We start from the raw sequence: 19,951 nt of genomic DNA, 5'->3' as shown, positions 1-19,951 counted from the left end.
TCACAAAAACTAACAAGATGTTTTCAAAATCAATTCCCTCAGTAATTTTGATCATGATCTTGTTAGTTTTTATCAAATTTAACTACAAGGGAAATCACCAAGATTTCCTTTTATCATCTAATATTCAAAACAATAAAATATTTGATAAGACCATTGAATTGAATTCTGTTGTTGTTGGAAAGCCAGTAACAATAGAGAACTATTTTGAATTTTTAGACTCCATTGTTACCGCATATCATGCTCGAACATCTTATAAATTAACCGAACACCTTTTGGTTAGAGCCAACCCATGGATCATTGAAAATTTAAAAAATACAGATTATTACATTTTGAAAGCAAATGATTCATTTGTATATGATCAAAAAAAAATGATCGTGTTTAGAAAAGGTGACTTAATAGTTTTTCCAGATTCAATAAAAGCAAAGGAAATACTTAAGGCTTTTGAAAAAACCTATATAGATATAAATATTCCGGAGTATAAGCTTCGTATTATTGAAGATTCAACTGAATTATATAAATTCCCGATTAGAGTAGGCCGTCCGGAATGGAAATATTTAAAAATGGCTGATAGGATCACAGATTTAAAAACTAAAACAGGGAGTGGTTACATTATAAATCATGTTAGGAATCCTGACTATTATAACCCTGTTAATGGTCGTCAATATTTTGTTACCAGAAGAGATGATCATAAAATAACCGCCTTGCCTCAAATACCATTTTTAGAAACTGAAATTAACGGAATTAGAAACGGTCAATTAATTCATCCTACTACTAATCCCATAACTCTTGAGAAAGCCTATTCTAACGGTTGTATTGGCACAAAAGAAACAGATGCCTGGGTTATTTATTATTATGCACCTATAGGTACAAAAATCACTATAAGATATGATTTAAATATTAAAGATTCGTTGGGTGAAAAGATTGTTTTAAAAGATATTTATAACTATAGGAAAAATCTGTAATGATAAAAATTTAACATGAGGTTGATGGATATCATTGCTTTATATAAATGCTAACAGCTATTTTAACATAAAATTTGAACATGGTAATCCCCATTTTTCTCATCATAATTGTATCTCTTATATTGGGACTCTTATTCTTACCAATTATAATTTTTATAGATACAACATCAAATCAATATTATCTCCAGTTTAAAGGGGTTTTTAAAATCAGTTTTGAAAAACATGATCTAGAAATCTTTAGGTTAAGACTTAAAATATTATTTTTTAATTTCTATTTCTATCCATTAAAAGTCAAAACTGTTAAAAAAGATAAAAAGGCTATTCAACACAAATTAGAAAAACCTAAACAGCATATACCTCTTAACAAAATTATACGGGTTATAAAAACATTTAAAGTAAAAAACTGCCTTATTAATATTGATACGGGAAATTGTATTTTAAACGCTAAATTATATCCCTTATTTGCATTTCTAAATTATAATCACGGGAATTTCTTTATCAATTTTCAAGGTCAGAATCAATTTATTTTAGTACTGGAGAACAAACCAATTAATATATTAAAATCATATTATTAACATTTAAATTTTTGAATTATGGATTTACATTTTGAAGAATTATTAAATAAAGTGACAGACTTTATTAAAACAGAAGCAAAAACAGAAACGGTTATAGGCGCTCAATTTGAACTCGGACAATTTAAATGTGTACCTGTGATAAAGGTAGGTATGGGATTTGGATCTGGAGGAGGTGAAGGTATTGAAACCAAAACCAAAACCCAAAAAGGTCATGGAGTTGGTGCCGGTGCCGGAATTGGAATTGAACCAATAGGTTTTCTGGTAACAAAAGGTGAAGAAATTTCTTTTATTCCAACAGGGAAAATTCATGGTTTAGCCGCGGCATTTGAAAAAGTCCCTGACATTATTGAAAAAATAATTGAAAAAAAATCAAAAGATGAAGTCAATACATAAAATAATTAATTAAAGTATGATTGGCATTAAAAAACGGCCCTGTGTATTCAGCGATTTACAGGGTCGTTGTTAGATTTTATAAGTTACAATATGGTTTTTAGCGATTTGAAATGAAGTTCGTTCTTAGTTGCCTTATCCTCACTCCAGCAATCTAAATTATAAATGGTAGCATCGGCTATATTAGTAAGTGCTTCTTCTGTTAAAAAAGCATGATGTCCCGTAATAAGGACATTAGGTAATGCATTTAATTTTATAAACATATCATCCTTTGGGATTTCTTGAGAATAATCATTAAAGAACAGATCTCTTTCATGCTCATAAACATCTATTGCCAGCCCAGAAATTTGTTCATTAACTAGGGCCTCAACCATATCCTTAGTATTTATTATGGCCCCTCTGGCAGTATTAACAATGATTACATTGGGTTTCATTAATTCAAATAATGTTTTATCAATTAAATGGTGTGTTTCTGTATTTAAAGGTAAATGAATTGAAATGACATCTGCTGCTTTGCATAATTCCTTAATTGAAACATATTCTAATTGATAAGCATCCATTAATTCTTTATTTTCTTTGATGTCAAATCCTAGCAATTTACAACCAAAACCATGCATGATTCTAGCCATTACAGAGCCTATTTTACCTGTACCAAGGATCCCTATTGTTTTATTTTTTAAATCAAAACCTATTAAATTATTGATATCAAAATTGAATTGTTTGACTCGTTGACTGGACAGTATCAATTTTCTGTTTAAAGCCAGTAAAATAGCTACGGCGTGTTCTGCAATGGCATTGGGAGAAAAGGCAGGAACATGAGCCACTTTAATTCCTAAAGTCTGGGCCGTAAAAAGATTCACGTTGTCATGCCCTACTGATCTAAGTGTTATATATTTTACGCCAAAATCCTTAAGTTTTTCTAAAACTGTATTTGATAAAATATCATTTGAAAACACAGAAATAGCATGAAAGCCCACCGCTTTCATGGCGGTTTCTGACGATAAAGATTCCTTTATAAAAGTTAACTTATGCTTTCCTTTATTAGCATCTTCCAAATAAGGAATTTCAAAATCCTTTGCACTGTATACAAGTACTTTCATGTCTATTATTTAATTAAGGAAGGTATAATAGCCTCTTTTTCTAAAGTTTCAATAATGGCCTTTACATATTCTTTAACTGTTGTATTAATTGATTTTGGATCAATGATATTATAAGAAGCAACCCAGACCAACGATTTATCTTCATGATTTTTTAAATCAAATAAGGAGGCCTCAACATTGTAAATATTATAATTTTCATAATAGCCAGGATCAAAATAGACATCTTGATAGAAATAATAATACCGGCCAAAACGCCTCCAGTAATAATCTGTTCTATACATATCTACAGAATAAACTGTTTTTTGATTAACACCCTTCACAGTAGATATCAAAATAGCATCAAATCCATTTTCAGAAAGTCTTTCAACTTCTTTTTCAATATTATCTTCCGTTTGTTTGGTGCTTATAAATGAGGTCGTAAACACATTAAAACTTTCAACGGCATTAATGTTTCTAATTTGAAGTTCTTTCGTTAATTCTCCTTCAAATATCTTTCTTGCCGTTAAATTGTCTGTGATCCCTAAAACCAATACTTTTTTAGGCGTAAAGTTTACAGATTCTTGATCAACCCAACTATCTACTAATTTTGTAGATGAACAATTGAGTAATAAAACCATTGTTAACAGATACCATAATATTTTCATGATAATTAAATTTAATTGAATAAAATTATCTGATTATTAAGCTTATGGCAATGATATAAATCAATCACATTACTAAGAATGCAAACAAATTATTACTGGGTATTGATTAAATATAAATTTATGTTTGATTAAAAGAATTCCACACAAAACCCAAATTGCTATTAATTAATAAAGTGTAAAATAATAAAACCTCGAGCTCATTGCATCACTTTCTCAAAAACACAATGAATGAAAGCTTTATTTGCGGGTTTATGTGTGGAATTAGGGTATTTTTAAATATTTTTTAATAATTATTAATATAAAATTTCTATTTGGCCATTTGAATAGTGCAAATATTCAATGGCATCTTTTGTACTTCTTAATGATTTAATCCTTTTGTTAACGGCTAATTGTTCAGTATTCTCTTGACTGATAAACAAATCCATTTTAAAATTATCAAACAACATAACATTCATCTTCATTTCGACATGTCATTTTTAAATTCTAAACAATATCTTTCAGCCATTTCCATAGTATTAAAAACAGCATATGGAATACTTGTATCATATAATCTTTTGTAGGACCGAATTAATATATTTATTGAGAGTGAATTGATAACATAGGCTTCGGAAATGATTAATGAAAGGTTATTGAAACTTCGTGCTAAAAATCGAGCTGCTGCAATTGAAAAAGTACCTTTAGTATCCCGTAAATCAATGAGTAACGGCATAGAAATGCCCTTAGATAATTTAGAAATGGCCTCTATACATAATTCTGCTTTTGGATAATCTAATTTATTATTGGCATTTAAACTTTTAAACTTACAGAAAAGAATTCCAGAACTATCTGTCCAAATGCTTGCATGTTCATATATGATCATTCCTTCCATAGTTTTAGTTTGCCATATTAAACATCATAAATCCTTCATTACAATAATTAATGACCATATCCATGTTACTATAAATTTTATTAAGAACAACATCATTTAAAGCTAAATCACAAAATATAAATAGTGACTGTAATCCAAATGTTCTAACTACAGAAGTCTTTGAAAGAACAGAGGTATTATTTAATAAATTTTGATAAAAAAACTTAAATCCCTTTATGGAATCAGAATTTCTAACTTCTTTTAAATTAATATGTATTGACGGGTATCTATCATTAGAAAGTATCATAATGGTATTATCAAAAAATTTAGAAATACCTCGCTTTTGAGATTGAAAATCAAAATGTTCATTTAATTCACAGGGAATTATATTTTGGTCTGCCCAATATTTAATACCACTAAACTCAATCAAGTTGTTCATTAATAAATTTTAAAAAACAAATGTCAATTGACGTGCCAAAAGTCAAATTATCAAAAATTATGATTTTATTTTATTGATAATCAATACTTTAAAAATTAATAAAATAAATATGGAGATACAAATATACACGGTATACCGTTATTAACCTTACCGCTTAAAAGTTAAAACACGGTATTCCGTGTTTTTTTTACTGCTTTTTAATCCCTAATTTAGACATCTTATCACGCAGGGTACTAGGTTTCAAACCTAATAATATAGAAGCTCCATTAGGTCCTGAGATTTTCCAATCACACCTTTCTAATACGCTGACAATATGATTGCGTTGAATAGCATCTAATGATAAGTTTTTTGTCTTTTTAATAGAAAGTTTAGACTTTTGGGGTTCAGTTTCAAACCCTGGAATTACTAAGGTTTCATCATTTGATAAAATGGAAGCCCTTTCTATTAAATTTTCCAGTTCTCTCACATTACCCGGCCAGTTATATGCTTTTAATTTAGCCATGGCGGCATCAGAAATATACTTGATATTTTTTGTATACGCCTTATTAAACTTATCTACAAAATGTTCAACTAACAGCGGAATATCATCAATCCGTTCTCTTAATGGAGGTATTACAATGGGAAAAACGTTTAATCGGAAATACAAATCTTCTCTAAATTGTTTTTTTTCTATTGCCTCTTTAAGATTTCGGTTAGTTGCTGCAATAATTCGTACATCCAATTTTCGAGTACCTGTACCACCCACAACTTCAATTTCGCCTTCTTGCAAAAATCTTAAAATTTTTGGCTGCATATCTAGTGGAAGTTCGCCTATCTCATCTAAAAATAAGGTACCTCCATCTGCTAATTCAAATTTTCCAATCTTATCACTAGACGCTCCTGTAAAGGATCCTTTTTTATGACCGAACAACTCACTTTCTATGAGTTCCCTAGGTATAGCCGAGCAATTGACCTTTATTAAAGGTTTATTGCTGCGCAAACTAATCTTATGAACGGCTCTGGCCAATAATTCCTTACCAGTACCAGACTCGCCTAACAACAGTACTGTTGCACTTGTTAAAGCCACTTTTTCAACCTCTGAAAGAACATTACTAAATTCCGCACTTCCATACACCATTTCCTCATAGTTAAATACTAAATCAAGTTCATTCCTGAGATAAATATTTTCTTGTTCTAACTGATTCCTTAAGGCACTTAACTCAATATTGGCATTTGAAAGTTCTAGATTTGCCTGAATTATTTTATGTTCAGCTTTAATTTGCTCTGTTAAGTCTTGCACAGTGGCAAAAAAAGCAACTGTATTATCATCTTTATCTTTAAGAGGTTTTGCACAAAGCGACACAGGAAACCTTTCACCATTTTTACGCATAAAATTAAAATGAAACCGATTATCTTCTCCTTTTATGGTTTTTTCAAAGGCTAAATTTATTTCTTCATAAGATTCAGAGGGCCAATAAGGAAATGGCGCTTTAATTCCTAAAAGTTCTTCTTTGGTAAACCCAGTCATATCACAAAGGGCCTTATTTACATCTAAAGAAATACCTTTTAGATCAACAATTGCTAAACCTTCAGCCATTGTTAGTATAAGGCCTTCAGAAAAGTCTTTGGCATATTTTAAATCTAATTCAATTTTTTTACGGTCAGTAATATCTTGAATAGTACCAAAAAAATTGATAGCCTCTCCGTTTGAATAAATAACTTCACCTAACCCATGTATCCATTTTAACTCTCTTTTATTTTTTGTGAAAATTTTATATTCCAAATCAAATTTTTCACCTGTTCTTATGCACTTCTCAAGCACTTTTTGATTGTTAGGAATATCTTCTGGATGGGTTATAGTTCTCCAAAGATCAAAAGTTAACACACTATTTGCATCAAGTCCTACAATTTCATTAAAAGTAATTGAAGTTGTAGCAGTTTGAGTTTTTAAGTTTAGGTTATAACTTCCAATTTTGGCGATTTTTTGAGCTTCTAATAACGATTTTTCGTTTTCCTGTAATAATAATTCAGCCTGCTTACGTGAAGTGATATCTCTAATTATTCCAATAAGATATTTGTTATTATTATCATCAATAAACCTTGTCTTTTTAGTGGAAATTATTTTTGTTTCTTCATTATTAATGGTAAGTGTCTCTTCATTAATATTCTCAACACCCGTAGAGATTACTTGCTTGTCAATACTAAAAAAAATACTTTTTTCTTCTGGCGTTACATTTTCGGCTAATGTTTTACCAATGATGTCTTTTTTTTCAAGTTTAAATATTTTACAAAAAGCGTCATTTACTAACAACAAATGGCTTTGATCATCTTTTACAAAAATGGGATCGCCAATATTATTAATAATGTTCTCTAAATATTTTTCACTTTTCACTATTTGCTCTTCAGCTTTTTTTCGTTCCGTAATATCATAAATTATACCAACCAAATGTGTGCAGTTCTCTTTTGAATCTAATAAAGGACTTATGGTAATAATCGCTGTTTTAACACCTGTTTTATAAGGGATGGTTTCCTCCCATTGAATTGTTTTTTTGCTTTGGATGGCATCCTTGTATTTTCCTAATACTAGACTCAATGAAAGCTCAGGGACAATATCATTTATAGACTTATTAATTATTTCTTTTTCAGAGATATTTAAAATATTTAAAAAACTATTGTTTACTGAAATAAATTTAAATTGATTAGTCTCTTCTACTTTTAAGATGAATATAGGCTGAATTAAAGTCTCATAAATAATATTTAATTCCCGCTCTTTTTGGAGGATGATGTCTTTTGCTATTTTATTTTCTGTAATGTCTGTAAAATAAATTGACAACCCTTCTTTTGATGGATAAATCCTATTATCAAACCATCTGCCCAATGGTTCATAATAATCTTTTAAATATTGTGTTTCTTGAGTTTCCGCAGCTTTATAATAGGCGTGATAAAAAGGAAGACCTACGCCGTCAGGAAATTCAGTCCAAATATTTTTACCAATTAAACTACTCGGTTTTCTGCCTAAAAACTCCCCAGCCTTTTTATTTATAAACGTATAACACCAATCATTGTCTAGAGACACAAACCCATCAGAAATATTATCTATTGTAAAATCTATTTGACTTATAAATTTTTTCTCCATGACAAAATCAAAGTATTTTTTTCTGTAAACCGAGTCTAAAAAAACCTGCTGTTTTCGTGCCCCTTAATAACTGTTTATTTTTATTATTGAAAATCTCCTGAACGAGTGCTAAATAACCTATAACTTCTTCTTCTTTTTTAAAAGACTCAGTTTTCTTTTGGAATTCCAGCAATTCACTTGTAGGTTATTTCTTGTTTTTAACCTGAATATTCATCTTTCCTTCTTTTGAAAAAATATCAAAAATACGCCTTCAAATATAGGTTAAAAATTTGAGTTGTTTTTTTACAAAATTTATAAATTAGATCAAATCCCCTAAAAGTTTAAGTCTTATTTTAATGAAATAATTATATTTTTTCTTTCGATAAATTTCAATTATCAAAAACAAAAAAAAGGAAATTATCAGCCAATTACAATTTTGGCAGTAGTTTTATCTTATTTGATGAATATCACTCAAATTATACTGCGCTAATAAAAGAGAGAAAAAGAAAATTAAATTGTTTCAAAACGGCATTGAAAATGGGTGAAATCGCTTAGTATTTATTTTTTAGATTCCATTAAACCAGGATAATAATTCTTTAAAAAAGCATTCCTTGAAGAATCCATTTTTTTTATCATTTCTTCTATTTCAGAATGCCGCATTTGCCAATTTCTAATAAAGTAATCTTGTTTAAAAAAATCATTCATAAAAAGGGAGTCCTTTTTTGGAAAATAGGCAAAGTCTTCATGCCATTTAAAAGGGGTGTTTTTATCAAAATATCCTTTAAAAGAATCCATAATACTATCTAAGTTTACCCGAAACTGATCTCCTTTTAAATTTGAGTATGACCAAGAGTAAATAGAGTCATATTTAATGAGATTGCCAAACTCATCATATTCTTTATGTACATCCCATTTTTCCTCAGGTTTTACAATGGAGTCTTCTTTTATATTGTTTTCTGTTTGTTTTTTTTCTTTTTCTTGACTATTACATCCTATGATTATAAACATTAATAATAGGGTTGTTAACTTTTTCATTTCTATACGTTTTAAATTAAACAATTATTTATATTTTTTTAAGAGATTTAATTTCTACTGTTATTAGTATTTGATCGTGTATTAGATCTCCTGTTATTTGAATTATTTGCTCTGTGATATTCAGAAATATTATCTCCTCTATAGTTCTTTACTCTAACAAATTGACTTTGCCTTAAGTTGATGGATCTGTAGCGTTGAGGCAAAACTTTTACCCTTACCCAAACGCCGTTATTTAAATAAATATAATTCCCAAGTGACAGATCGTAATAAATCGTATAATCTGGAAAATAGACATATCTAATGGTTTCTACTCTGTTAGGATAAAACCAAACAGGAGGAGCTGTTTCCAAACTTGAAGAAAAAACAACAGGCCCGCAACTTTGTGCAATAAACATAAATGCAACTAGCGGTATTATTAGAAACTGATTTCTTTTTTTCATCTGTTTTTATTAAAAGGTTATATTAATTTTACAGTTAGCCCTTTATATAATTATTAAGCTAATACAGCTATTTTATTTTTTTCTAATACAAATTAAATACACCAACAAAACAAGTGAAATGATGCTGGTCATTTTGAAGGTTGAATAATTTAAATAGTTTTGAACTACATCAAAGCATCAAGGATTATATCATTTTAAAAAGATATTAGGCATATAACCAAAATTCAAGGAAATGATAAAAGATTATTCAAAAAATTACCATGATCTAACAAAATCAATAAGCGAACTGGAATTAAAAATTCCACAGGTCATGAAAGGTTTTAATACACTTCATAAGGCAGGTATTGCAGATGGGGTGCTTTCAACAAAAACAAAAGAACTAATTGCTTTAGGAATAGCTATAACTGTAAGATGTGATGGTTGTATTGCCTTTCATGTACAGCATGCACTAAGTTCGGGAGCCACTTCCCAAGAAATTTTAGAGACCATTGGTGTTGCCGTACTTATGGGTGGTGGTCCGGCAGTTGTTTATGGTTGTGAAGCTATGGAAGCCTTAGAACAATTTATTGTTTTGGAGAAAAATGGAAAAGAAACCTCATAAAATAGATAAATCCAGTTCATCTGAAAAAAAAACTTCAGATCAACCACCAGGCGGTTTTGGCATTAGTTGGTTATACGTCATTATAACAGCCATTTTATTGTCTGTTTTTATATTTAACAATCCTACTTCTAATTTAAAAGAAATAAGCTGGAAGGAATTTAATAATAGTATTTTAAGCCAGCATGAAGTCGATAAGATTGTTATCGTCAATAAAGAAGTCGCAGAAATATATATTAAGCCAGACCGACTTAAAGATCCTAAATACGAACAATTAAAAAGGAATAAATTCACCATAAACACAGGACCACATTACAAGATACAAATAGGTTCTGTAGAAAGTTTTGAAAGTAAGCTGGAAGAAGCACAACAAGAAGTCATCCCAGAAGAAAGAATCACCTTACTCTTTAGTACAAGAAACAGCTTTATTAATGTGTTTTCTTGGCTTATTCCCATACTCCTGTTGTTTTTTTTCTGGTTAGTCATTATAAGAGGAATCTACTCAGGAAAAGGAACGAACCCACTATTCAATTTTGGAAAAGCAACTATTAGAGTGTCTGAAAAAGGACAAAAAAGCCATATTAATTTTAATGATATTGCTGGATTGAAGGAAGCAAAAGTTGAAGTGATGGAAGTTGTCGATTTTCTTAAAAACCCAGAAAAATATACCAAACTGGGAGCTAAAATTCCAAAAGGTGTCATGCTTATAGGACCTCCAGGCACGGGTAAAACATTGATGGCAAAGGCATTGGCAGGTGAAGCCGGGGTTCCGTTTTTTTCTATGTCCGGTTCAGAATTTGTTGAAATGTTTGTGGGTGTTGGCGCCTCTCGTGTAAGGGATCTTTTTAAACGTGCTAAGGAAAAAGCACCAAGTATTATTTTTATTGATGAAATAGATGCTGTGGGACGTTCAAGAGGTAAAGTAAACGCATTTCAAGCCAATGATGAAAGGGAAAGCACCTTAAATCAATTGCTTACAGAGTTAGACGGTTTTGGTCCTAATACAGGAGTTATAGTACTTGCAGCAACCAATAGACCAGATATTTTAGATAGAGCTTTGTTGCGGCCAGGAAGGTTTGATAGGCATATTTATCTTGAATTGCCAAATAAGCAAGAGCGCATTGAAATATTTGGAGTCCACATACGAGGACTTAAATTAGCAAAGAAAGTTAATATAGAAGAGCTGGCAACATTAAGCCCTGGTTTTTCAGGAGCCGATATTGCGAACATCTGTAATGAAGCAGCTTTGATTGCTGCAAGGAAAAAAAAGAAAGCGATTGAACAAGAAGATTTTATTGAAGCTAGAGAACGTGTTGTGGGTGGACTGGAGAGAAAAAGTAAAATAATTTCTCCTAAAGAAAAAGAAATTGTTGCTTATCATGAGGCAGGTCATGCGGTGGCCAGCTGGTATTTAAAAAATGTAGATGCGCTGGTTAAAGTATCTATTATTCCCAGAGGAAAATCTTTGGGGTCTGCGTGGTATTTGCCAGAGGAACGGCAGATAGTTACTAAAGCTCAATTTATGGATCAAATATGTGCTTCATTGGGTGGCAGAGCAGCCGAAGAAATTATATTTAATGAAATTTCTTCAGGGGCCTTAAATGATTTAGAAAAGGTCACTAAACAAGCTTATTCTATGGTGGTTTACTATGGGTTAGATGACGAAATAGGCCCACTAAGTTTTTATGATTCAACCGGCCAGAATCAAGCCATATTAGGAAAACCATATAGTGAAGATATGGCTCGTTTATTTGATAAGAAAGTAAAAGAATTAGTACTAAACGCTTATGAACGTACAAAAAATCTATTAAGAACTCATAAAACTGAACTGGAAGCCTTAGCAAAACTTTTGCTATTAAAAGAAACTATAGAAAAAGAAGAATTAGAAACCATATTAGGTACACGCCATGTGGAACTTTTAATAGAGAATCCTTAAAATAAAATGCTTCTATTAAAAAATTCTAACACATAGTTTTACTGACCTAAATCATTACGTTCCTATTAATGCTTCCCTAATTTTAAACTAATTCTTAAGTAATTATATAATGCAACATTACCCAATAAAATAGAGCCTAATATGAACATTGTTTCCTGGAATATTAATGGTTTAAGAGCCATTGTTAAAAAGAATTTTTTTAAGGATATAAAAAAGTTAAATCCCGATATTTTGTGTCTTCAGGAAACCAAAGCACAAGACGACCAAGTAATCAAAGAGCTGTCTTTATTGAACAATTATTACATATATGTAAATTCTGCAGATAAAAAGGGATATTCTGGTACTGCCACCCTTTCTAAATCAAAACCGATATCTGTACAAAATGATATTGGTATTGATGAACATGATTATGAAGGAAGGGTTATTTGTTTGGAATATCTCAATTTTTATTTGGTCAATGTATATGTTCCGAATTCTGGTCAGCAACTGGAAAGACTTGATTACAGGAAAAAATGGGATTCAGATTTTCTTAATTATTTAAAGAATCTTAAAAATACAAAACCACTCATTGTTACCGGTGATTTTAATGTGGCTCATAAACCAATCGATCTTAAAAACGACAAAGCCAATTACAACAAAACGGCTGGTTACACCCAAATTGAAATTGATGGTATGTCGGCTATGATTAATGCTGGTTTTGTAGATGTATTCAGGGATCTACATCCTAATCAAATAGCCTATACTTACTGGAGCTATCGCTTTAAAGCGCGAGAAAGAAATATAGGTTGGCGGATTGATTATTTTTTAATCAGCAGCATGTTAAAAAACAACATAAAAACAACCAGCATTTTATCTGATTATTATGGATCTGACCATTGTCCAATACATCTTGAAATTAATTTGTAATTGATACGCATCATTTAAAAAATGAATCTGCCTTACTAAATTGAATCATAAATAAGATGCGTTATGAAAAATAATGAAATGGTTATGCAGTTAAAAAATAGGGGAATAAAAAATGCCTTACTATTAAAGGCTTTTCAAGATATTCCTTTCTCTTTGTTTATATTAAAAGACTTCCCTACAGCTTCCTATCAAGAAATTGAAAAAACAGAGGCACTTAAACTTATAGAAACAAGGGCTTTAGTTATTGCCAAAATGTTGGAGCAATTAAAAATTAAAGAAGGAGAAAAGATTTTGACCATAGGTGTTGATTCTGTGTATATATTGGCAGCTCTCTCCAAAATTTATAAGGAAGTTTACATGGTAGATGCCCATAAAATATATGCAGAATGGGCTGTTAAAACATTAAATAATATAGGAATCACTAATGTTTTTGCCAAGAATAACAATCAAACTTTGGGTTGGAAGGCAAAAGCACCATTTGATGTTATTTTAATAGCTTCAGAACTTGAAGAGGTTCCAAAAGGTTTAAAAGAACAGTTAAATATAGAAGGGAAATTGTTGATTCCGGTAGGTCCTGATTGGGTTCATTCGGTATTTGAAATAATACAAAGAGTATCTGAAACTGATTATAAAACAGAAAAATTAAGAGATAATTTTTTTATTCCTCATCCTGAAATTTTACCTGAAATTGAATCAACAGACTTCCCTGAGAAAGATATTATTAATGAAATAAAATTAAAAGCTATGCCGTTTGAAGACATCAAAGATTTTCCTATTGATGATCTTCTTGACAGAATTGGTGATGCACAGGTAGTTTTACTTGGTGAAGCCTCGCATGGAACTTCAGAATTTTATTTAATGCGACAAGAAATTACCAAAGGGCTTATAGAAAAGAAAGGATTCAATTTTGTTTGTGCTGAAGCAGACTGGAGTGATGCCCAACAAATAAACAGTTATGTCAAAGATAAGTATACCCAGAACCAGTGGATGCCCTTTGCCCGTTTTCCAGAATGGATGTGGAAAAATAAAGAAGTATTAAACTTTGTGGAATGGCTAAGAGCTTACAATATGAAACATGAGCCTCAAGCTGGCTTTTATGGTCTTGATCTATATGGACTGGAAAATTCAATATTGCTGGTTATTGATTATTTAGAAAAAAAAGATACTGAACTGGCCAAACTGGCAAAATCAAGATACACCTGTATTATGCCTTATATGTCAGATCCATCAATATATGGTAAAATGGTATTGAGTAATCAGTTGATAAGCTGTGAAAAAGAGATCTTAAAAATGCTGATAGATTTACTTAAGAATAAAATTAAATTGAACCATTCTCCTGAATATTTTTATGCTTACCAGAATGCCAATGTGGTAGTAGATGCTGAACGCTATTATAAAGCTATGTATTATGGAAGTGCAGATTCATGGAATTTACGTGACTTTCATATGTTTCAGACTTTAAAATCACTTTTATCTTATTTTGGACCTCATTCCAAAGCCGTTGTATGGGCACACAATTCTCATATTGGAAACGCATTGGCTACAGAAATGTATTCAAGAGGAGAAATAAATATTGGTCATTTATGTAAAGAGCAGTTTAAGAATAAGTCCTATCACATAGGTTTTGGTACCCATGATGGCACGGTGGCAGCTGCTCATAATTGGGGAGGTGCCATGGAAATAATGCAAGTCAATCCTTCTTTGCTGGGTAGTTACGAAAATTTATGCAGTCAAACCCAAATAGCCAATTTCACCCTTCCATTGCGTGAAAATGATACTGGAAAAAAATTAAGGAAATTATTGAATGCTCCAAAACTGGAACGCGCAATTGGTGTTATGTATAGACCAAAAACAGAACGTATGAGTCACTATTTCCAAGCTGTTTTACCATCGCAATTTGATGAATATATTTGGTTTAACACATCCAAGGCTGTTACACCTATTACTACCAGCAATGTAATTCCTAAACTATTGGAAAGTCATCCATTTGCGTAAATAGGTTAAAAAATATTAAATTTAGATAGAATGAATTTGATTTATAAATAGTATGAGGGATGTAAATGTTTGCCTTTTTTTAAAACACTATGATTATGAAATAATTTATCCCTTAACCACGGCAACGGGTCGCAGCTTTGCCACTTTTTTTGCAATACCTGAAGTTTGAATAATATCTACTACCAAATTAACATCTTTGTAAGCTTGCTGAGCTTCTTCGGCAATACCTTTAAATGAGCCAGCTTCTATATAAATACCTTGTTCTTTGAGTTGTTCTTTAAGTGCAGGTGCATTGACTTGTTGTTTTACGCTTCGCCTGGATAATCTTCTTCCGGCACCATGACAACAAGATCCAAAAGTAAGGTCTTTACTTTTTGATGTTCCAGATAAAACATAAGAACATGTTCCCATACTTCCGGGTATGATTACAGGCTGGCCAGATTTAATATAAGCTTCAGGTAATTCTTCAGAATCTGGGCCAAATGCCCGTGTTGCTCCTTTTCTGTGAACAATAACTTTTTGTTTCACATGGTCTATAATATGGTCTTCAATTTTTGCGATATTATGAGCCACATCATATAGTAACTTCAACTCGCCCGCGTCTTTACCAAAACAGTTTTTCCATGCTGTTCTTGCTTCCCAAGATATAATTTCTCGGTTACACCATGCATAATTAGCCGCAGCACACATTGCTTTAAAATAGTGTTGTCCTTCTTCTGAGCTAAAAGGCATACAAGCCAATTCCCTATCTGGTAGTTTAAAATTATATTTAATCATTTCTTTCATCATGATTCTAATATAATCTGTGGCTACCTGATGTCCCAGTCCTCTGGATCCTGTATGGATAAGTATAACAACCTGGTCTTTTTTTAGGTTAAATACATTTGCAATGTCCTTGTCGTAAATATCCTCTACATAATCCACCTCAATAAAATGATTGCCTGAGCCAATGGTACCCAACTGATCAGTGCCTCGTTTTTTGGCAAAGTCCGATACTAAATCCGAATCAGCAAAGGATAATCGACCATGGCTCTCCATATACTCCAAATCTTCCTTTCTGCCATATCCCTTTTTAACAGCCCATTCTGCACCTTCAGTCAATACATCTGTCATATCTTTGGCAGATAATACTATTTTTCCACCTTTACCCATACCCGATGGTATTTGTGCATACATTTCTTTTGATAATGATTCGATGTTACCTTTTATGGTTTCATATTGAAGATGAGAAATTAGTAGACGAACGCCACAATTGATATCGTAGCCAATACCTCCTGGTGAAATAGCACCATCTGGATACAGTGTTGCAGCAACGCCTCCAATAGGAAACCCATAACCTTCGTGTACATCAGGCATAACCATAGATGCTTTTTGAATACCTGGTAATACAGCTACATTTACCAGTTGATTCAAAGACCTATCCTCAATAATATCGTTTAAAAGTGTTTCAGAAGCCAATATTCTGGCAGGCACTAGCATATCATTTCTAAAAGATTTGGGAATTTCCCAAAGATAATCTTCAAGTTTAATGATATCTTCTTTTTTTACTTTTTTCATTTATATATCAAAAATGACAAAAGTTTCCCAAAGGCCATAATCGTTCATTATAACATCAGCTTCATGATAAGTTACAGCCTTTATTTCTTCATCAAATGCTTCAACCTTTGTGCCTAATAACTCCGCTTTAATTTTCTGACCTGAAAATTCAATGATTTTCATTTCACAGTAAATGGACTTTTCAATGTAAGAACTGGACAAAACGTCTGACAGGAAATCTACAAGCAAATTAGTAGTATCTGAAGCTTCTACATTAATTATGGTCCTATTATCAATATTAGATGTTTTTTCACAGAACTTTTCCTTTAAAATATTATTCATGCCTTTTACCCCTTGCTCAAATAGACCTTTCAATGTTTTATCAAATATCAACATCCTTATGTCGGCAGTATGAGATACGTAAGTAATACTCATTTTTTTGTTGCTTTAAGTACTACAAAAGATCCTTCACCATAGCCTGATTTTGGTAACTGGATATCTTTAATAGATTCCATATTACCAAATAAGGTTTGGTTGAACTCTAAATTTTTGAATCCTGCTTCTTCAATTATTTGTTTGATGCGCATCACTGAATAAAACCTGGCATTACTAAAAAAAGTACTTCGATCTCTTCGTTCCTTATACTCTTTTGCAACAGCTTGATCTTTGTCTAAAAAACCAATAATGATAGATCCATTATGTTTAAGAACTCTGTGAGCTTCCTCTACAGCTAGTTTTACATTATCTAAATGGCAGATGGTCACAAACAATACAAAATCAAACTGTAAATCGCGATAAGGCAAATATTCCGCAACGCCTTTTAACACCTCAATCTTTCTATTTACAGCTTTCCTAGCCATTTCTTCAGATGGTTCAATACCTTCCTTAATGCCTAATGGTTGTGCAAAGCGTCCTGTACCGATGCCTACTTCAATTCCCCTAATATTTTCAGGTAATTTTAAAAATTGTTCTCTAATAGCGGCCAATTCAGATTCATATACTTCCGGATATTTGTCATACCAGGCTTCATAATCTTCAACATATTTATCAAAAATTTCTGTTTTTAACATGATTAATTAGTTTATGATTTGCACTCTAAAATTTAGTGTTTTTAATATTTTCTCATAATGATAAATATCAATTAAAATGTTTTTTAATCTTATTAAAAATCAATGAAAAAATGTAACAATAGTCTGAAATGAAGCCATCTATTCAGTTTTTAATACAATCCAGAGACATACTTAAAAAAACATATTGAAAAAGACAGTATAATCTTCAAAAAAATAAAATAATCGATTATTAATTTGAAAATGATTTGAGCATTTTATTTAATAACTGTTTTACTTCTGTATCATCTACCTGATCAAAATTTTGATAAAATTGACCCACTGCCCGAAAATTATTAGGGACTAGAAGACAAATAACCTCATCAATATGTGGAGAGTCCTCAAGTTTTTTAATGGCATCGGGGGGAGCCACAGGTATTGCAACTATAATTTTCTTCGGTTTTTCGTCATGGAGCATTTTAATGATGGATAACATGGTATTGCCGGTTGCGATCCCATCATCTACTATTACTAAAATCTTGTCTTTTAAAGGTAATGGTTTATGATCTCCATAATAATCTGCATAACGTTTATTCAGTTTGGCTCTAATATTTTCCGTTTCTGATTCAATATATGATTGAGAGACATCTGCAGCAGCATCGCTTAAAATCCTATTTTTCAAGGTCACTGCACCAATAGCATATTCTTTATGTAAAGGATGTCCTATTTTTTTAGAAAGCACGACTTCTAAAGGTAAATTTAAATTTTGTGCCATTATAAAACCTAAGGGTATCCCTCCTCTTGGTATTGCCAAAATGACAGCATCAGCACTTCTATATTTTTCTAATTTATTGGCTAGCAGGTAACCAGCTTCATTTCTATCTTTAAACATCTCGATAATATTTATTAACAAATTTGCAAATTCATTTTATAACCTAAAATGATGAGGGTCAATATGACTATTTCATTTTAAAGATTTAGATGTCACAATAATTCTTATAAAAATTAGTCGCATTGACCCATATCATTTCCAGTTTTTTATAACCAACTTATTTTGCGCTCTATAAATAGTATTTAATTTAAATTTTTATAATTATGAAAACAGATTTTGAAATTAAAGATGATGTATTAGATGAATTAGCTTGGCAGCCAAATATTGATGAAACACAAATAGGCGTCATTGTTGAAAATGGGGTAGTTACTCTTAGTGGTGTGGTTAATAGCTACGCTAAAAAACTGGATGCTGAAAAGGCAGCAAAACGGGTTGAAGGGGTAAAAGCTGTAGCTTTAGATATTGAAGTTAAATATGGTACCGATTTTAAAAAAACTGACAAAGAAATTGCCAAGGCCATAGTTGATGCATTTGAATGGAATGCTTTAGTTCCTGAAGATGATATCATGGTGAAAGTTGAAAACGGATGGGTTTATTTAACTGGTGAAGTACAATGGGCTTACCAAATGAATGCCGCAAAAAATGCTGCAGAGAAACTATTGGGTGTGAAAGGTGTAAGCAATCTTATCACATTAAAAAATAACATTAAACCCACAGAGGTTAAAGACAGGATAAAAAAAGCGTTTCAACGCATGGCTAACCTTGATGCCGATAATATTATTCTAGAAACTCATGGTCATACTGTAACCTTACGTGGTAAAGTACATTCCATTAAAGAAAAAGAAGATGCCGAAGCTGCGGCTTATAATGCACCTGGTGTATACGACGTTAAAAATGAACTTAAAGTAGAATATTACACAGAATATGCCTAAAAATTCTGAATGTTAAACTTTTTATAGGGCCTTGATAAAAAAATCAAGGCCTTTTTTTATTTAAATAGTAATTTTCTGAATGTGATAATTATTATTTAACTATTAAATATCTAAAAAGGATTCAAACGGGTGAGGCGAGTTTTTTTTTTTAAATATTTTATTAAATACAAAAAAAAGCTTCCTGAAAGATAAAGTATTAGTTCAATAACTTTCAGGAAGGCTTCTGATAAAAACTATAAGTCCTTTACTTTCTAAATTTAAGTTAATCCATAATACCAAAGCAAACCTTGGTGTTAACTCTGTATTCTTTGATTTGGTTGTTGTTAACAGTTACTTGCATATCCTTCACATAAACAGATTTAATATTTTTTACTGTTTTTGATGCTTCCTTAATTACATTATTAACGGCATCCTCAAAACTTACAGTTGAATTTCCTAATACTTCAATGACTTTTAATACTGACATGACATATAAATTTATTGTTTATTGAATATCTAAAGTAATTTAGAATTGTGCTTAATGAAATGACCTTAATCAATTCATAAAATTTTATTTCTACAATTCTTAAAGAACTTAATATTTGGTTTGACTCAAATGACCTACGTCATTTGAAATTGCTGGTAAGCTATTTATCTTCAATACT

Annotated in this window: 20 protein-coding genes; 7 read left to right on the top strand and 13 right to left on the bottom strand. The window is 31.2% G+C overall.

The window, feature by feature from the left end; translation table 11 throughout:
* Window positions 1-17: 17 nt before the first annotated feature.
* The gene (locus V8G56_RS09990; RefSeq protein WP_395438308.1) at window positions 18-962 is read left to right on the top strand and encodes a L,D-transpeptidase; all 945 of its coding nucleotides are present in this window, start codon (window positions 18-20) and stop codon (window positions 960-962) included.
* A gap of 593 nt (window positions 963-1,555) precedes the next feature.
* Window positions 1,556-1,930 (top strand): GerW family sporulation protein, encoded by a 375-nt coding sequence (locus V8G56_RS09985; RefSeq protein ID WP_395438307.1) that lies wholly within the window; start codon window positions 1,556-1,558, stop codon window positions 1,928-1,930.
* Window positions 1,931-2,013: 83 nt separating this feature from the next.
* On the opposite strand, the gene V8G56_RS09980 is transcribed toward V8G56_RS09985, so the two are convergent.
* The 8 genes from V8G56_RS09980 to V8G56_RS09945 all read right to left on the bottom strand — a co-directional run bounded on the left by V8G56_RS09980 (window position 2,014) and on the right by V8G56_RS09945 (window position 9,526).
* Window positions 2,014-3,027: a 2-hydroxyacid dehydrogenase gene (locus V8G56_RS09980; protein ID WP_395438306.1), complete on the bottom strand. Its 1,014-nt coding sequence runs from the start codon at window positions 3,025-3,027 to the stop codon at window positions 2,014-2,016.
* A gap of 5 nt (window positions 3,028-3,032) precedes the next feature.
* On the bottom strand, window positions 3,033-3,671 hold the full coding sequence (locus tag V8G56_RS09975; protein WP_395438305.1) for a hypothetical protein: 639 nt from the start codon (window positions 3,669-3,671) through the stop codon (window positions 3,033-3,035).
* Between the two features lie 293 nt (window positions 3,672-3,964).
* Window positions 3,965-4,132, bottom strand: coding sequence for a hypothetical protein (locus V8G56_RS09970; protein WP_395438304.1), 168 nt, complete (start codon window positions 4,130-4,132; stop codon window positions 3,965-3,967).
* Entirely contained in the window at window positions 4,129-4,539 is a 411-nt protein-coding gene (locus V8G56_RS09965; RefSeq protein WP_395438303.1) for a DUF7793 family protein, read from the bottom strand. Before V8G56_RS09965 ends, V8G56_RS09970 begins: the two co-directional genes overlap by 4 nt.
* 4 nt (window positions 4,540-4,543) lie before the next feature.
* Entirely contained in the window at window positions 4,544-4,957 is a 414-nt protein-coding gene (locus V8G56_RS09960) for a hypothetical protein (protein ID WP_395438302.1), read from the bottom strand.
* A 187-nt stretch (window positions 4,958-5,144) separates the two neighbouring features.
* The gene (locus V8G56_RS09955) at window positions 5,145-8,072 is read right to left on the bottom strand and encodes a sigma 54-interacting transcriptional regulator (protein WP_395438301.1); all 2,928 of its coding nucleotides are present in this window, start codon (window positions 8,070-8,072) and stop codon (window positions 5,145-5,147) included.
* Window positions 8,073-8,609: 537 nt separating this feature from the next.
* The gene (locus V8G56_RS09950; RefSeq protein WP_395438300.1) at window positions 8,610-9,086 is read right to left on the bottom strand and encodes a hypothetical protein; all 477 of its coding nucleotides are present in this window, start codon (window positions 9,084-9,086) and stop codon (window positions 8,610-8,612) included.
* A gap of 47 nt (window positions 9,087-9,133) precedes the next feature.
* On the bottom strand, window positions 9,134-9,526 hold the full coding sequence (locus V8G56_RS09945) for a hypothetical protein (protein WP_395438299.1): 393 nt from the start codon (window positions 9,524-9,526) through the stop codon (window positions 9,134-9,136).
* A 232-nt stretch (window positions 9,527-9,758) separates the two neighbouring features.
* Here V8G56_RS09945 and V8G56_RS09940 point away from each other — a divergent pair, with 232 nt between their 5' ends.
* From V8G56_RS09940 to V8G56_RS09925, 4 genes are all read left to right on the top strand, one after another.
* Window positions 9,759-10,127 carry a carboxymuconolactone decarboxylase family protein gene (locus tag V8G56_RS09940; RefSeq protein WP_395438298.1) on the top strand — a complete coding sequence of 123 codons (369 nt, stop codon included), beginning with the start codon at window positions 9,759-9,761 and terminating at the stop codon, window positions 10,125-10,127.
* On the top strand, window positions 10,108-12,060 hold the full coding sequence (gene ftsH / locus V8G56_RS09935) for an ATP-dependent zinc metalloprotease FtsH (protein ID WP_395438297.1): 1,953 nt from the start codon (window positions 10,108-10,110) through the stop codon (window positions 12,058-12,060). The genes V8G56_RS09940 and ftsH overlap by 20 nt, the downstream gene beginning before the upstream one ends.
* Window positions 12,061-12,201: 141 nt before the next feature.
* Window positions 12,202-12,966: an exodeoxyribonuclease III gene (locus tag V8G56_RS09930; RefSeq protein ID WP_395438296.1), complete on the top strand. Its 765-nt coding sequence runs from the start codon at window positions 12,202-12,204 to the stop codon at window positions 12,964-12,966.
* Between the two features lie 63 nt (window positions 12,967-13,029).
* Window positions 13,030-14,961 carry an erythromycin esterase family protein gene (locus V8G56_RS09925; protein ID WP_395438295.1) on the top strand — a complete coding sequence of 644 codons (1,932 nt, stop codon included), beginning with the start codon at window positions 13,030-13,032 and terminating at the stop codon, window positions 14,959-14,961.
* A 105-nt stretch (window positions 14,962-15,066) separates the two neighbouring features.
* Here the strand turns inward: V8G56_RS09925 and V8G56_RS09920 are convergent, their stop codons facing one another.
* From V8G56_RS09920 to V8G56_RS09905, 4 genes are all read right to left on the bottom strand, one after another.
* Window positions 15,067-16,518 carry an RtcB family protein gene (locus tag V8G56_RS09920; protein ID WP_395438294.1) on the bottom strand — a complete coding sequence of 484 codons (1,452 nt, stop codon included), beginning with the start codon at window positions 16,516-16,518 and terminating at the stop codon, window positions 15,067-15,069.
* On the bottom strand, window positions 16,519-16,932 hold the full coding sequence (locus tag V8G56_RS09915; RefSeq protein ID WP_395438293.1) for an archease: 414 nt from the start codon (window positions 16,930-16,932) through the stop codon (window positions 16,519-16,521). It abuts the gene before it with no gap.
* Window positions 16,929-17,567, bottom strand: coding sequence for a class I SAM-dependent methyltransferase (locus V8G56_RS09910; RefSeq protein ID WP_395438292.1), 639 nt, complete (start codon window positions 17,565-17,567; stop codon window positions 16,929-16,931). The genes V8G56_RS09915 and V8G56_RS09910 overlap by 4 nt, the downstream gene beginning before the upstream one ends.
* 229 nt (window positions 17,568-17,796) lie before the next feature.
* On the bottom strand, window positions 17,797-18,435 hold the full coding sequence (locus V8G56_RS09905; protein ID WP_395438291.1) for a phosphoribosyltransferase: 639 nt from the start codon (window positions 18,433-18,435) through the stop codon (window positions 17,797-17,799).
* A gap of 203 nt (window positions 18,436-18,638) precedes the next feature.
* Here V8G56_RS09905 and V8G56_RS09900 point away from each other — a divergent pair, with 203 nt between their 5' ends.
* Entirely contained in the window at window positions 18,639-19,307 is a 669-nt protein-coding gene (locus V8G56_RS09900) for a BON domain-containing protein (RefSeq protein WP_395438290.1), read from the top strand.
* 262 nt (window positions 19,308-19,569) lie between these two features.
* Here V8G56_RS09900 and V8G56_RS09895 read toward each other — a convergent pair whose 3' ends face one another.
* Window positions 19,570-19,773, bottom strand: a complete 204-nt coding sequence (locus tag V8G56_RS09895; RefSeq protein ID WP_331629857.1) for a dodecin family protein — start codon at window positions 19,771-19,773, stop codon at window positions 19,570-19,572.
* Between the last annotated feature and the right edge of the window lie 178 nt (window positions 19,774-19,951).

Origin of the sequence: Gaetbulibacter aquiaggeris (assembly GCF_044003965.1) — a bacterium.
Taxonomy (GTDB): Bacteria; Bacteroidota; Bacteroidia; order Flavobacteriales; family Flavobacteriaceae; genus Yeosuana; species Yeosuana aquiaggeris.
This window is presented reverse-complemented; position numbering and strand designations above follow the sequence as displayed.

What these genes read in the sequence shown, in the direction of transcription:
- V8G56_RS09990 (WP_395438308.1), top strand. Translation starts at nt 18, where the DNA reads ATGTTTTCAAAATCAATTCCCTCAGTAATTTTGATCATGATCTTGTTA.
- V8G56_RS09985 (WP_395438307.1), top strand. Translation starts at nt 1,556, where the DNA reads ATGGATTTACATTTTGAAGAATTATTAAATAAAGTGACAGACTTTATT.
- V8G56_RS09980 (WP_395438306.1), bottom strand. Translation starts at nt 3,027, where the DNA reads ATGAAAGTACTTGTATACAGTGCAAAGGATTTTGAAATTCCTTATTTG.
- V8G56_RS09975 (WP_395438305.1), bottom strand. Translation starts at nt 3,671, where the DNA reads ATGAAAATATTATGGTATCTGTTAACAATGGTTTTATTACTCAATTGT.
- V8G56_RS09970 (WP_395438304.1), bottom strand. Translation starts at nt 4,132, where the DNA reads ATGAAGATGAATGTTATGTTGTTTGATAATTTTAAAATGGATTTGTTT.
- V8G56_RS09965 (WP_395438303.1), bottom strand. Translation starts at nt 4,539, where the DNA reads ATGGAAGGAATGATCATATATGAACATGCAAGCATTTGGACAGATAGT.
- V8G56_RS09960 (WP_395438302.1), bottom strand. Translation starts at nt 4,957, where the DNA reads ATGAACAACTTGATTGAGTTTAGTGGTATTAAATATTGGGCAGACCAA.
- V8G56_RS09955 (WP_395438301.1), bottom strand. Translation starts at nt 8,072, where the DNA reads ATGGAGAAAAAATTTATAAGTCAAATAGATTTTACAATAGATAATATT.
- V8G56_RS09950 (WP_395438300.1), bottom strand. Translation starts at nt 9,086, where the DNA reads ATGAAAAAGTTAACAACCCTATTATTAATGTTTATAATCATAGGATGT.
- V8G56_RS09945 (WP_395438299.1), bottom strand. Translation starts at nt 9,526, where the DNA reads ATGAAAAAAAGAAATCAGTTTCTAATAATACCGCTAGTTGCATTTATG.
- V8G56_RS09940 (WP_395438298.1), top strand. Translation starts at nt 9,759, where the DNA reads ATGATAAAAGATTATTCAAAAAATTACCATGATCTAACAAAATCAATA.
- ftsH (WP_395438297.1), top strand. Translation starts at nt 10,108, where the DNA reads ATGGAAAAGAAACCTCATAAAATAGATAAATCCAGTTCATCTGAAAAA.
- V8G56_RS09930 (WP_395438296.1), top strand. Translation starts at nt 12,202, where the DNA reads ATGAACATTGTTTCCTGGAATATTAATGGTTTAAGAGCCATTGTTAAA.
- V8G56_RS09925 (WP_395438295.1), top strand. Translation starts at nt 13,030, where the DNA reads ATGAAAAATAATGAAATGGTTATGCAGTTAAAAAATAGGGGAATAAAA.
- V8G56_RS09920 (WP_395438294.1), bottom strand. Translation starts at nt 16,518, where the DNA reads ATGAAAAAAGTAAAAAAAGAAGATATCATTAAACTTGAAGATTATCTT.
- V8G56_RS09915 (WP_395438293.1), bottom strand. Translation starts at nt 16,932, where the DNA reads ATGAGTATTACTTACGTATCTCATACTGCCGACATAAGGATGTTGATA.
- V8G56_RS09910 (WP_395438292.1), bottom strand. Translation starts at nt 17,567, where the DNA reads ATGTTAAAAACAGAAATTTTTGATAAATATGTTGAAGATTATGAAGCC.
- V8G56_RS09905 (WP_395438291.1), bottom strand. Translation starts at nt 18,435, where the DNA reads ATGTTTAAAGATAGAAATGAAGCTGGTTACCTGCTAGCCAATAAATTA.
- V8G56_RS09900 (WP_395438290.1), top strand. Translation starts at nt 18,639, where the DNA reads ATGAAAACAGATTTTGAAATTAAAGATGATGTATTAGATGAATTAGCT.
- V8G56_RS09895 (WP_331629857.1), bottom strand. Translation starts at nt 19,773, where the DNA reads ATGTCAGTATTAAAAGTCATTGAAGTATTAGGAAATTCAACTGTAAGT.